Annotated in this window: 10 protein-coding genes; 3 read left to right on the forward strand and 7 right to left on the reverse strand. The window is 56.9% G+C overall.

Going from position 1 to position 12,279, the window contains the following annotated elements; all coding sequences use genetic code 11:
- Positions 1-132: 132 nt before the first annotated feature.
- Together rrtA and GTQ55_RS03915 are read right to left on the reverse strand one after the other, a co-directional pair.
- The gene (rrtA, locus tag GTQ55_RS03910) at positions 133-774 is read right to left on the reverse strand and encodes a rhombosortase (RefSeq protein ID WP_161857556.1); all 642 of its coding nucleotides are present in this window, start codon (positions 772-774) and stop codon (positions 133-135) included.
- Positions 775-820: 46 nt separating this feature from the next.
- Complete coding sequence (locus GTQ55_RS03915) at positions 821-2,215, reverse strand: glycoside hydrolase family 10-like protein (protein ID WP_237567818.1); 1,395 nt, start codon at positions 2,213-2,215, stop codon at positions 821-823.
- Positions 2,216-2,607: 392 nt separating this feature from the next.
- On the opposite strand from GTQ55_RS03915, the gene GTQ55_RS03920 reads away from it, so the two are divergent.
- Complete coding sequence (locus tag GTQ55_RS03920) at positions 2,608-3,399, forward strand: hypothetical protein (RefSeq protein WP_237567819.1); 792 nt, start codon at positions 2,608-2,610, stop codon at positions 3,397-3,399.
- Positions 3,400-3,556: 157 nt separating this feature from the next.
- Here GTQ55_RS03920 and GTQ55_RS03925 read toward each other — a convergent pair whose 3' ends face one another.
- From GTQ55_RS03925 to GTQ55_RS03945, 5 genes are all read right to left on the reverse strand, one after another.
- Entirely contained in the window at positions 3,557-4,549 is a 993-nt protein-coding gene (locus GTQ55_RS03925) for a HupE/UreJ family protein (protein ID WP_161857559.1), read from the reverse strand.
- The gene (locus tag GTQ55_RS03930; protein WP_161857560.1) at positions 4,546-5,406 is read right to left on the reverse strand and encodes a peptidyl-prolyl cis-trans isomerase; all 861 of its coding nucleotides are present in this window, start codon (positions 5,404-5,406) and stop codon (positions 4,546-4,548) included. The genes GTQ55_RS03925 and GTQ55_RS03930 overlap by 4 nt, the downstream gene beginning before the upstream one ends.
- A gap of 48 nt (positions 5,407-5,454) precedes the next feature.
- The gene (locus tag GTQ55_RS03935) at positions 5,455-7,392 is read right to left on the reverse strand and encodes a DUF3604 domain-containing protein (protein WP_161857561.1); all 1,938 of its coding nucleotides are present in this window, start codon (positions 7,390-7,392) and stop codon (positions 5,455-5,457) included.
- A gap of 123 nt (positions 7,393-7,515) precedes the next feature.
- Entirely contained in the window at positions 7,516-9,981 is a 2,466-nt protein-coding gene (locus GTQ55_RS03940; RefSeq protein ID WP_161857562.1) for an arylsulfatase, read from the reverse strand.
- A 127-nt stretch (positions 9,982-10,108) separates the two neighbouring features.
- Positions 10,109-10,873 carry an SDR family NAD(P)-dependent oxidoreductase gene (locus tag GTQ55_RS03945; protein ID WP_161857563.1) on the reverse strand — a complete coding sequence of 255 codons (765 nt, stop codon included), beginning with the start codon at positions 10,871-10,873 and terminating at the stop codon, positions 10,109-10,111.
- A gap of 304 nt (positions 10,874-11,177) precedes the next feature.
- Here GTQ55_RS03945 and GTQ55_RS03950 point away from each other — a divergent pair, with 304 nt between their 5' ends.
- Both GTQ55_RS03950 and GTQ55_RS03955 read left to right on the forward strand, forming a co-directional pair.
- On the forward strand, positions 11,178-11,621 hold the full coding sequence (locus GTQ55_RS03950) for an HD domain-containing protein (protein ID WP_161857564.1): 444 nt from the start codon (positions 11,178-11,180) through the stop codon (positions 11,619-11,621).
- A gap of 14 nt (positions 11,622-11,635) precedes the next feature.
- Complete coding sequence (locus GTQ55_RS03955) at positions 11,636-12,277, forward strand: nucleotidyltransferase domain-containing protein (protein WP_161857565.1); 642 nt, start codon at positions 11,636-11,638, stop codon at positions 12,275-12,277.
- Positions 12,278-12,279: the final 2 nt, after the last annotated feature.

Below are 12,279 nucleotides of genomic sequence, written 5' to 3' on the forward strand. Positions count from 1 at the left end.
CCGTCTTTAGGGGCTAAATGACCCCCTTCTCTTGTCGTGGCATGAGGCAGCATAGCGCTGTCCGCTGACGATCTCCCCACCTCGCGCCGGATGTGATCCCACAGGCCGAGATCCTTGTAGTGGTGGATAGCGCTAGTCTGGGCGGCCTGCTCGAGACCAGAACACTGGCCGGGCAATAGCCTGCCCGAACCTGGTACCCAGTAGAAGCAATATTGCGACGGCAGCGCCGGCAAGTGCCCCCCAGAAGTGTGCCTCGGTCACCACCGGGGCGCCGATCAGCTCTGTCACCATGCTGCCACTGGTGCCGAAGGTTTCTGAATAGAGTTTGAGCACTACTGCAGCGAGCACGACCAAGCCCGGCAAGCGCTCGCCCGCTGTAGTGATATTGAATACCGCACCCAGCACCAGCAGGGCGTGGATAACCCCCGACAGTCCCCGGTACCAGGTGATCTGCGGTTCGAACAGCAGCAGCGCCAGGCCGCAAAGGGCACCGATGATGGCGAGCCCTGCCAGGGCTATGTTCAGCCGGGGGCGCATAGGCATTAGGGCCCACGCCAGCGTCAGCCCGCAGCCGTTCAACAACAGGTGGTTCAGGTTGGTGTGGGTCAGGTGGCCGCTAACAATACGCCAGTATTCACCCGCGAGAATCCGGCTCCGATCGTAAGAAAGCAGTGCGCCAAGTGTATCCTCTTTAACGTATATGGCCGCTGCCGCCGCTACCACAATCAGCGGTGGCAGCCAGTAGAGGACTTGTTGTAACCGCTGCTTGTTCATGTCCGGAGCCTCAGGGCTATGTGCGACGCTGGTCGCGTCGCTGGGGTTAGTGCTGGCGGGTTATTGGGTGATCGATACGCTCGCTTTCGAGCCCATTGCGATCCACTGCGACAACTGCAATTGCAGCGATTTCATCCTGCTGGCTGAATTCATGGCTCAACACATCCCGCGCAAAAATTTCATAGTGCCATTTCCCGTTCGTTTGATAGTAAAGCAGCCAGCGGGATGCCGCTTCCTCGCCGCGCGGTTGCCAGTCAATTAACAGGCTGTCTGCAATTGATTGATAACGTACGTCGGGTGCCATGGGGCGCGCACTGTCGAGCCACGGAGAGGCGGGCACGAGTGCCTGATGGTAAAACACGGTTTCTTTCAGTAGCTGCGCAAACTTAGGGTTTTCGCTGATCGTTTTTATGTTCCAGAAAACCTGACCGGTTTGGTCCCCCAGTAGCGCCCGGGTGAACAGGATCTGGTTGATGATTTCGTCGGTGCCCTGCTGCGTTGCGACCTGATTGCTGTTCAAGCCCGGCCAGAGATGCCGCTGCAGGCGGTTTTCGCCCTGCCACCAGGCCAGCAGCATGGGATAACTCTGTTGAATACGGTTGATGTTCCAGTACAGCTGAGGCGTGAAATAGTCCAGCCAGCCTTCGTTCAGCCACAGCTTCGCATCGGCATAGAGCTTCTCATGTTGGTCAAAGCCGGCGATGGTCTCCGGATACTTGGGTCGCCATATACCGAAGGGGCTAATGCCGACTTTTACATGGGGTTTGATACGTTTAACTTCGCTGTAGAGGTTTTTGACAAAGCGGTTTACGGCGTCCCGGCGCCAGTCAGACAGACCCAGTTGTCCGCCTTGCTGCTGATAGGCCTGATAACTTTCGCTGTCGGGAAAGGGCGCCTCCTGGTTGTAGGAAGGGTAGGGATAGAAGTAGTCATCGTAGTGAATGCCATCGATATCGTAGCGTTGCACAATGTCCGTTATCACCGCCAGCGAATGTGCAATAGTGTCGGCATGGGTCGGTTTCATCCAGTACATGCCGTTGGCCAACTTTACCACCAACTCTGGCTTTTTATTGACGATAGAGTGCTCGGATAGTGGGCCTCCCTGGGTGTGGTGGGCGCGGTAGGGATTTACCCAGGCGTGCAGTTCAAGGCCGCGCTGGTGGGCCTGTTCTATCCAGAACGCGAGAGGATCATAGTAGGGCTCGGGTGCCTTGCCCTGTTCGCCGGAAAGATAATACGACCAGGGTTCCAGCTCGCTGGCATACAGGGCATCTGCCTGTGGACGGACCTGAAAAATCACCGCATTCATATTCGCCGCGGCAACCTTGTCCAACAGCGCGATGGCCTCCTGTTGCTGCTGCGCGACTGGAAGACCAGGCTTGCTCGGCCAGTCAATATTGGCAACCGTAGCCACCCAGGCCGCGCGAAATTCTCTCGCCACAGTTTCCCGCTCAGCCCGACCATAATTCGGCAGCTCCGGGCCGAACCACTTTGGATATTGCCATATTGTCAGGGCCAGTGCGGCGATGATTGCTGGATAAATCAAGCGGTTTAGGAGCTGTGCAGGAGGCATTGTTTTTCTACCATTAGAATCTATCTCCGCAACTGTCCAGCAACTCTTGACAGAGTTCAAGGGTGGAGCAATTGCGGTGGGGCTATCATTCGGAGAGATCTTATACCAGGATTAACGTCACGAACCATGCATCGGCCTAAGCGATAGAAGGTCACTATTATTTTCCTGGATATACTCTAACTTAATGGCTTGTTAAATAGCCATATCGTTGCTGCGGAAAAGCCATGCCGTCAAATCGTCTTAGATCTTCATTTTTCTTCATGTTGGCTCTCTATGTTGTGCAGGCCTGCGCGGGTAGACCTACTGTCGCTACCGAAGACATTGTCCCTATCGCCGAGGCGATGAAGGAGGTCGATGTACTTTTGGTTTCCGATCACACCTTGCCGCATCATCTCAACTTGTCGAGTGGTGGGGCAAATGGCGAAGAGCGCCGCTTCATTGATCCAACGTTGCAAAGCCTAAATAGCAAACTGATAAACCGTGGCCTTAGGACCCACATTCTGAATGTGGAAGATATGGTGGTTGATAGAGATATACAAAACAAGGCTACCTTTGATGCCGCTTACAAAAAATATGATCAAATATTGGAGGCCGCAGTAAAGCACGGGGTGACCATCGCCTCTATCCACTATGATGCGGATAAAATTCTGGCAGAGAATTATGGAAAAAATAGTGCGTATGCCAGTGCTGAAGAGGAGGGAGAGAAATATGGCTATGTTGGTGGTATCCAATTAATTTTGGATAAAAGAGCAACCAGCGATGCCACTCTCGCGCTAGCGAATCGAATGGTTCATCGGGATAAAATCCTGCAGAAGTTAAACACAGTAGGCTTTCGTGTCCGCCCGGGCTATGGCGATAAAGTCCGCTTCCAGAATAACTTGACGTTAAACATCGCCGGCCACTCGCAGGGCGGTGCCTTCTTGCTCGAGATTGCACCGCAAGATCAGGCTGTGCGCCTCTATGGGAGTCCAGAAAAAATCGTGGAGGCCATTGAAGCTCCAATGGACGCATTGGCCGATACGCTCTACGCGTTTCGGCAGAGCTTGCAATGAAGGGAATGTAATAATCGGGGGCAGAGTAAAATTTTGGCGTGCCATATAACGCACGGTGCAAGGTACTCGATCCCGCGTTTTACCTTTACAGCTCAGTCAGAAAGTTAGTGAGCCACAGGCATTCTCCGGTCACGATATTCGCTTTACCTTGATATATCTAAAATGCCCAGATCCTTTCGATCACCCAGAAGGCACTGATCGCACCGATCGCGTATGGTGGGATTTTTTGCGCCGCAAGCGACCACTCCCTGACCTGGTGCAGGGCGGCTATCAACAGTAGCACGACCGCCACGAACGCCAGCTGCCCGGCTTCTACGCCCACGTTGAAAGCGGCCAGTGCCAGTGGAATCTCCGCCTGCGGAAGTCCGATCTCCGCCAGTGCTCCGGCAAAGCCGAATCCATGCAGCAGCCCGAATATAAAAGCGACCAGCCATGGCTTCCTTCCAGTGAGTGTCGGATTGCCATTGATGCCGCGTAAGATTTCCAGTGCCAGAAATAAAATACTGAGTGCGATGGTGGCCTCCACCGGCGGTCCGGGTACCTTGATGAAACCCAGTGTCGAGAGTCCCAGGGTGATGCTGTGGGCCAAGGTAAATGCAGTGACGGTTTTGACGATGGTGCCGAATCCGCGGGTGAGGATGATCAGCGCCAACACGAACAGCAGGTGATCGATGCCGCCGAGAATATGTTCGATGCCGAGTCCGGTATAGGTGGTCAGTACACCGAGCTTGTCCGGCTCGCGGGGGATACTGACGGTATTTTCCGACGGCTGTAGCAAAAAGGAATATTCACCGCCCTCGAGCAGGCGGATATTCACTAGAACATCGATGGTGGTACTGGGAAGTCTGTCGATTGTCAGCCGGGTGCCCGGTAACCCGTCGCTATTTCCTCCGCCTTTGAGCCGGTAGTGATAGAGCACAAAGCCATCGAGCAGGGTTTCCCTCGCATCGCTCAGTTCCAGTGACGCATCAAAGCGTGGCGTAATGTCGATGACCCGGTCGCCGCGGCTGGGGACCTTCCACAAAACATCATAGGTGGCCGGCGCGGTCTCCTCGATCTGCAGGTACGCAGGTCGTATCTCGTGTGCCCACAGGGTCGAGGTCGCCAGCGAACAGGCGATGGCCAGCAACCAGAGAATTATTCTATTCATTCTTCTGCAAACGAAACGTTGAGTGTGCCGGGAATATGTTCGGCGGTGATCTGCACCTGATACTTGGCGAGCAGCTCCTGGAATACGCGGTCCTGTGCCTTCATACCGGACTCATATTCGTACTGCCGCGCAACGAAATCTCGCACCTGCGCGAACTCCGGCATCGCGGGTTCCTGTTTGCGCTCGATCCACACCAGGTGCCATCCGTAGCCCGACCGAATCGGCCCGGCCCACTGGCCGGTGGGCAGTGTGTCCAGGCTTTGTGCGAAGTTTTCGCCAAAAGCGCCGTCCAGCTCCTGCGCAGCGGTCATTGGCCACTGGTTGGGTATCGATAGCTTCTGACGGCGCGCGGGCGGGATCTCGTCCGTTTTTCGCAGTGCTGTCAGTAACGCATCTACCTGTGTTTGCGTCTTTTCCTGTGGCAGAAGCAGCACCTGACGGAAGGCATAGGCCTGCGGGAGCTTGAACAGGTCCTCGCGGCTGTGGAAATACTCGCGCAACTGGTCATCGGTCACCGGTTGCATCAGCGTGCTGAGGTCGATGGCCACCGCTTCCATTTTCTGTGCCAGGCGTTTCTTGATGATTTCGTCGTTGTGATCGAGGTTCATGCGCAGCGCTTCACGATAGAACACCTCGCGACGCACGTAGCGGTCGATCAGTGCCTGCACATCACTGGATTCGGGTTCCCGCTTCCATTGCAGCTTCCACAGGTTGACCAGATGATCGAGGTCCTGCTGGTCGACCACAATACGGTGCTCGCTGTCCTGCGCCCGGTTAAGCCAGAAATAAGCGGCGAAGATCACCGCTCCCAGTGCCACAAAGTGTACGAAGGGCTCGCGTATCAGGCGGTAAAGCATGCCGTTTCTATCCTTATGTTTTTAGCTGCGCTTGTTCCCAGGGGATATTTATTCCGGCGTGTACCAGATCGGGGAGCCCCAGGCGCGCTCGACAATCTGCATCTTGGTGTCTTCCGGGAATTTCACACCTTCGCGCAACTCGTCAAAGAGCGACCAGCGTGCGGTCGGCAGTTGCAGCACACGAACGTAGTAGTAGGCCTTCTGTGACGGGTCGTAGTCAGGGTCGGTCCATACCGCCATCAGCTCGGGGCTGCCCTTCTCCTTGTTGAACTCGCCGGTTTTCATATCGATCGGTGCGTCGATGGGCGCAACCGAACCGTCTTCCTGCAGGCGATCACCGGAGGCCACCACGTTGTAGATGGTGTCCTTCATCTCGCCATCTTCCAGCCAGCCTTTGACGATCTGAATACGGTCGAGGTTGGGACCAATCGGATCTTTTACCGCCCACACCATAATCTGTGGAGCCGTTTCGCCACTGTAGTCACCGCCCATGGGTACGCCCTTGGCGTAACCATCCTTGACCATGGCCTCGTAGGAATCGTAGGTGCTGGCAAAGCCCTGGCCGGCGAAGGCGCGCACCTTCATGCGCGGGCCACTGGTGGCAAACGTTTCCCGTGCCTGCATGGCGTCCCAGATAGCGCCGCGGGTGTTGCTGGTTGCCCATACTCCGGTGATCGCTCCCGGGTTGGTGTCCGCCACCCGCATCTCACCTTCGAGTGTATTTTTGGCGCGGTCTTTCGCGGTGCGATCCACCAGGCCATGGCTTCCGACCTTGTAATTGTCCTCGGCGACATTGCTCGGTGCGCCGTTGTGATTGTCGGTGCCGCCGACAAAACCGTACTTGAACGGATTGGTGCCGAACTCTTCCTGGTACTTCAGACCCCGTGTCAGGCCGTAACGTACAAAGTTCTGCTTCATGAACTTTCGGTCGTTGTAATCCTGCAGCGTGCGGGCATTTTCGAAATCGGCAAATTCATCGTTGGGCCAGAAATCCGGCACCACCTCCGAGTTACCCTTCACCTGCATCATTTCGATCAGGGGTTCCATGCTCGCACGGGTCTCGACATAAGACTTGGTGATCGGTTTGCCATCCAGTGTGGTCTCTGGGAAATCCCGGCCCTTACTTTCGTTCGCATTGTGCGGTATCGCAAATACCTTCATCCCCTCGCTGCGCTGCGCCTGCATCCACTTCCAGAGTTCCTGCGGGTCGGCACCGTCATTGGCGGAGAAGGGGACCTCCGGAACGTTAGTGTCCCGGAAAAGCACATTGCGGTGCAGGTTGGCGCCACCGGGTGCCGAGGTCCACTCGTAGGCGTGGATGGTGGTGAACTTGCCCGGTACGTAATGCTTTTGGGTGGCCTCGAAATTCTTTTTCCAGGACGACTTGATGGACTCGACACCCTGGAAGAACGGGGGGTGAGGATCCTTGCCGGTCGCCAGCGGGGTAAGGACATATTGGTTGTACAGGCCCAGTGCTTCCTTCAGGTCGGTGACGTCGCGAAATTTCTTGGCGAGGGGGTCGTCGTAACCCGGTGCCCCGGGGGTCATCAGTGTGTAGGTTTCACCAATAAACTCGGCGTGGTCGGTAACGGCGCAAAAATCCAGCGGACGCTTGATCTTGTGCATGCTGCCGTTGACCTTGACCTCTTCACCCCTGGCGAAGCGGTAGGCGTCATCCGGGGTCAGGCGGTTGCCGCCAATAAAGGCATCCATGGAGACCCCGGTATGCAGATGGGTTTCACCGAAGTAGGCGTCCCGCAGCGGGTTGCTGGCAACGCCGTCCTCGCCGGGTTGCGCTTTGGCGGCGTTATCGTTGGCAGTAGCCGGAGGGGCCTCTTCATTGGATGCGACGTCACTGGCGCTATCCTGACCAGCAACGGGTGCTTCGGGAGCTGTGGTCGTGTTCTGTTCGCTCGTCGGAGCTTTGTCGCCGCCACAGGCAGAAAGTAAAGTGGCTGTCAGCAGGGCAATAACTGTGTGTCGCATATTTACGCTCGTAATCCGGTCGGAACTCTAGACGTAGAAAGGCAGATACAACGTATAGTAGAGCCGGGTAAATCCCGGGGTGCTTTGTCTGTCATAACCGCCGACCCGCTCAAAAGGCAATGCTTACGGTGATCCGGCCGCTTTCCCGGTGGAAATCGTCACCTTCTTGATCTCGCCGGTGAACGGGTAGGGGGGGTTGTACGCACTCGTAACCGGTTGCCCCGAGTCCTCACCGATACCAAAAGTGTCGATACCGAAGCGGGCGCCGACGGTGGCCTCCATCTTGCCGCTGGCGACCTCCTGACCGTTGACCTTCAGGCTAATGGCGGCCGGCCCGCCGGGCTCCTTGCCTTGGTAATCGAAGTCCACCGTCACGGTGGCGTCGCCCGCGGGCAGGGATTTTTTCCCTTTCAGCGTGGTGTGGGTTTCGAAGTAGTTGTAATCGAATACGGGAACACCTTTATCCAGGTACAGCACGATACCCGCCGCGACCCCGCCAACCGCCATGATGACGCCCTCGGTTTTGCCACCCTCGGTATTGAGTTCGGCGGTCAGGGTCCAGGAACCGTTTTTCAGTGGCGGACCGGCGACCTCGGCGATGCGTTTTGCACCGGTGTAGTAGGTATAGGTTCCGGAACTGGTATCGGCTCCGGGCACGGGTGGTTTGGGCAGCCCCAGTCGCGCCGAGCCGCGGTCATCCAGCGGGTAGATCTCTTTGTCCTTTGCGGTTTCTTCGAATTTTTTCTGTAGCTCGGCGAGCTTGTCCGGGTTCTGTTGCGCCAGGTCGTTGGCTTCCGAAAAATCTTCTTCCAGGTGATAGAGCTCCCACTCATCCTGATCCCAGTTACCGGGTGCCAGGTCCTGGCGCCAGGGCAGGGTGTGCTGGGCGTTGGCCTTCCAGCCGTCGGCGTACATGGAGCGGTTGCTGAACACCTCGAAATACTGGTCGGGGCGGCCTTCGAACGTCGCGTCGGTAAAGCTGGCGAGGAATGACTTGCCGGCAAGTGGCTTCTGTTCGATGCCGTTGACGGTTTCCGGCATTGGGATATTCGCTGCTTCCAGAATCGTCGGCACCACGTCCACCAGGTGAAGGAACGCATCGCGCACCTGGCCATCCGGTTTAATCCTTGCAGGCCAGCTGATCACCATCGGGTTGCGGGTGCCACCGAGATGGGAAGCCACCTGCTTGACCCACTGGAAGGGCGTATTGCCAGCCCAGGCCCAGCCAACGGGATAGTGCGGCTCCGATTCCGGACCGCCCAGCTTGTCGATATTGGCGAGGTTCTCTTCGATGGACGTGGGGATACCGTTGAGCGCGCGGATCTCGTTCAGGGTCCCATCGGGACCACCCTCGGCCGAGGCGCCATTGTCGCCGGCAATGTAGATGACCAGGGTGTTGTCGGCGTCGGGCAATTCCTTGACCGCATCGAGCAAGCGGCCCACTTCGTGATCGGTAAACGCGAAATAGCCGGCGAAGTTTTCCATCAGCTTGTTATACAGGGTTTTCTGCTCATCACTGAGAGAGTCCCACGCGGGCACCCACTCCGGGCGCGGTGTCAGTTTGGTATCGGCCGGAATGATTCCCATGTCCTTCTGCCGCTTGAACACCTGCTCCCGATACTTTTCCCAGCCCATATCGAACTTGCCCTTGAACTGCTCGCGCCATTTGGCGGTGACGTGGTGTGGCGCGTGCATGGCGCCCGGGGCGAAGTACATGAAAAACGGCTTTTTCGGTGCCACCGATTTGGCGAACTTCATGCGCGCAATGGCCTTGTCAGTCATATCGCTCATGAAGTGGTAACCCTCTTCCGGGGATTTATCCGGCTCCACGGGCAGGGTGTTCTCGAACAGTACTGGGTAATACTGGTGTGTTTCACCGGCGTTGAAGCCGTAGAAGTAATCAAAGCCCATACCGGTGGGCCAGTGGTCAAAGGGGCCTGCCACCGTGGTTTCCCAGTCCGGGGTGTTGTGGTTCTTGCCGTACCACCAGGTCCCATAGCCGTTGTCCCGCAGAATTTCGCCAATGGTGGCGGTGCTTTTGGGAATGTAGGTGGAGTAGCTGGGGAAGCCCGTGGCCCACTCCATCAGGAAGCCGCTACCGGCCTCGTGGTGGTTGCGGCCGGTGAGTAGAGCGGCGCGTGAAGGGCCGCAGATGGCGGTGGTGTGAAAGCGGTTGTAGCGCAGCCCTTCCTCGGCCAGCTTGTCCAGATTGGGCGTCGGGATCAGTCCGCCGAAAGTGGAGGTTTGGCCGAAGCCCACGTCATCGAGCAGGATCACAATAACGTTTGGTGCGCCCTCCGGCGGCATGGGGCCATCCTGCCAGTCCGGTTCCGACTCCTTGTAGGTTTTGCCGATCTTGCCCTCGAACGGAGACAGCGGGATCGGCAGGTGCTTGCGGTCGGGCCATTCGCCATTGTCACTGCTCGCGGATGGCTTGGCGGCGGTTTTCGTATTCTGGTTGCCGGTACCTGTGCTTTCCGTATCCGGTGCTGGTGCCGACTCCTGGGCGGCTTTGTCTGCGGACCTGTCTTCACCGCCGCAACCGGTGAGGGCAAGGCACAGGAAAATAACCGAGAAGAGCAGACGCATGGAAACCTCGATCGTCGTTGTCTTTATTGCAATCCGGTAACTGGCCGATGGGGCAGGCCGGGCGGGGTAGCGAAACGAAGATGCTAAGCCAGATAAGTGATAGCAGATTTTCGCGCAGGCATTTCCGCTACCCCGATTTTAGCGGGTATTTAAAGTTCTCGAAGCCGTCGGCGGCGTAGATGGTGGTGCCGTTGATACAGTTGGCGGCGTCACTGGCGAGAAAGGCGATAACTTCGGCAATTTCTTCCGGCTGGGTGAACTCGTCGCGCATGTGCTCGCGCCTGATGTGATCCCAGAGGCCGAGATCCTTGTACTGGTGGAGCATCGGCGTATCCACGCGCCCGGGCGCTACCGCACACACGCGAATCTTGTGTGGCCCGTACTCCAGTGCCGCACACTTGGTCATCATATCGACGGCGGCCTTGCTGACGTTGTAGGCAAAGGTCAGCTCCGACGCCATGGTGCCGTAGACCGAAGACGTATTGATGATGACCCCGCCACGGCCCTGCTTCTTCATCGCCTTACCCGCGGCGAGAATGCCGTGGTAGACACCTTTCTGGTTTACCGCGGTGACGCCGTCAAAGTCCTTGTCCGGATCGTGCTCCAGTAGCGGCTTGGGGAAAGCGATACCGGCATTGTTGATGACCACATCGACCTGGCCGTACTGATCGATCGCCTCGGCGATCATTGCCTCCACATCCGCGTATTTGGTCACATCGGCAACCGTGGTGGTCACCTCGTCACCGTAATCCTTCTTCAGCTTGTCCAGCGAGTCTCCAGAGAGGTCGACCGCAATAACCCGAGCGCCCTCGTCGACAAGTTTCCTGAGGATGGACTGCCCAATCCCGCCGCAGACGCCTGTGGCAACGGCGACCTTTCCCTGTAAGCGCATGTCTTTATCCTGTTGGTTGTGTTGTCTATCAGGTTAGGTCTTCTGTGTCGGTGGTCAATTCGTTGGGAGCCATTTATTGGGGTCGGATTTATGCGCGAACTTTAATCGGGTGGGCACCTGTCGGCGTTGAAGATTGAGGTATGGCGGGTGTTGTACACAGAGGTGATTAATGCGGTAGCGGCTGCGTGTTCGACGGCCAGCTTGTAAGCGAGATTTCTCGGGACTAGACTCTCCATCGTTGGGCTTACTCTGAAGTCTCAACGCATAACCCGATAGCAGACAGCCAGCATCGACTGGATTCAAATTGTACGACTACCTTCTTTCCCTGCTCTACGATCTGGATGGCGTGCAGCAGAACCCCAAGTACCACCCCGAGGGCGATGCCCTTTTCCACTCGCTTCAGGCGTTTGAAATCGCCAGATCAAACTCATTAGAACCGATCTTGTGGGCCTCCGCACTGGTGCACGATGTTGGCAAGGCCGTTGAAAGTCACGGTCATGAGCACATTGGCGCCGAGATGTTGCAGGGCGTGCTGTGTGAGGACATCGTCTGGCTGGTGCAACATCACCTGGATTTAATGACAGCGCCTCGCCGTACCCGGCATAGGTTTGCCGGTGATCCCCGACTGCCACTGCTTCAAAAATTGAGGCAGTTTGACGTACAGGGAAGGGACCCAAATGCGACGACCATGTCTCCGGAGCAGGCCCTACTGCTGTTAAAGCCTTTCCATTCTCTGATCGCGGCCTGAAGCCGCCTCCACCTATGAACAAGGAGCAACGTTTCCGGCACCTGATCACTCAGGAGGCAGCCCGGTTGATGGTAAACGAAGGCGTTGGGCAGTACTTCGATGCCAAGCGAATCGCCGCGCGGCGCATTATCGGTAAACAATATAAATACAACCCGAAGTACCTTCCGTCCAACGGCGAGATTTCAGACGCGGTGCATGCACTGGGACAACTACAGGATCCGCATTCCCACAATGAGCGGCTGTTCCGCATGCGGATGTGTGCTCTTGAGGTGATGAAGCACCTCGAAGCTTTCTCACCGCGCCTGATTGGCTCGGTCAGCACGGGTAATATACGCGAAGGCAGTGATATCGACCTGCATGTGTTTACCGATGAAATTGAAGCGCTGGAGCACCACTTACAATGTCTTGGCTGGACCTACCAGCGGGATACGGTGTGTATCCGTGCCGGAAGCAAACTGATCGAGTATGAGCATATCCACCTGGACTTCGAATTCCCGGTAGAGCTGTCTGTGTACCCGGAGCGGGAGATCCGAATTACTGGCCGCTCCAGCACCGATGGTAAGCCTATCCGACGATTGAACAGCGCTAAGGTTAGGCAGCTGGTGAGAGAGGAGCACTGGCAGGCCTATCTGAAAGCGGGGGGAGTCAACGAGTAAGT

The sequence above is a fragment of the Microbulbifer hydrolyticus genome (genome assembly GCF_009931115.1).
GTDB classification, from domain to species: domain Bacteria; phylum Pseudomonadota; class Gammaproteobacteria; order Pseudomonadales; family Cellvibrionaceae; genus Microbulbifer; species Microbulbifer hydrolyticus.

Excerpts from the sequence above, each read along its gene's own strand:
- rrtA (WP_161857556.1), bottom strand. The coding sequence starts at position 774 with ATGAACAAGCAGCGGTTACAACAAGTCCTCTACTGGCTGCCACCGCTG.
- GTQ55_RS03920 (WP_237567819.1), top strand. The coding sequence starts at position 2,608 with ATGTTGGCTCTCTATGTTGTGCAGGCCTGCGCGGGTAGACCTACTGTC.
- GTQ55_RS03925 (WP_161857559.1), bottom strand. The coding sequence starts at position 4,549 with ATGAATAGAATAATTCTCTGGTTGCTGGCCATCGCCTGTTCGCTGGCG.
- GTQ55_RS03930 (WP_161857560.1), bottom strand. The coding sequence starts at position 5,406 with ATGCTTTACCGCCTGATACGCGAGCCCTTCGTACACTTTGTGGCACTG.
- GTQ55_RS03935 (WP_161857561.1), bottom strand. The coding sequence starts at position 7,392 with ATGCGACACACAGTTATTGCCCTGCTGACAGCCACTTTACTTTCTGCC.
- GTQ55_RS03940 (WP_161857562.1), bottom strand. The coding sequence starts at position 9,981 with ATGCGTCTGCTCTTCTCGGTTATTTTCCTGTGCCTTGCCCTCACCGGT.
- GTQ55_RS03945 (WP_161857563.1), bottom strand. The coding sequence starts at position 10,873 with ATGCGCTTACAGGGAAAGGTCGCCGTTGCCACAGGCGTCTGCGGCGGG.
- GTQ55_RS03955 (WP_161857565.1), top strand. The coding sequence starts at position 11,636 with ATGAACAAGGAGCAACGTTTCCGGCACCTGATCACTCAGGAGGCAGCC.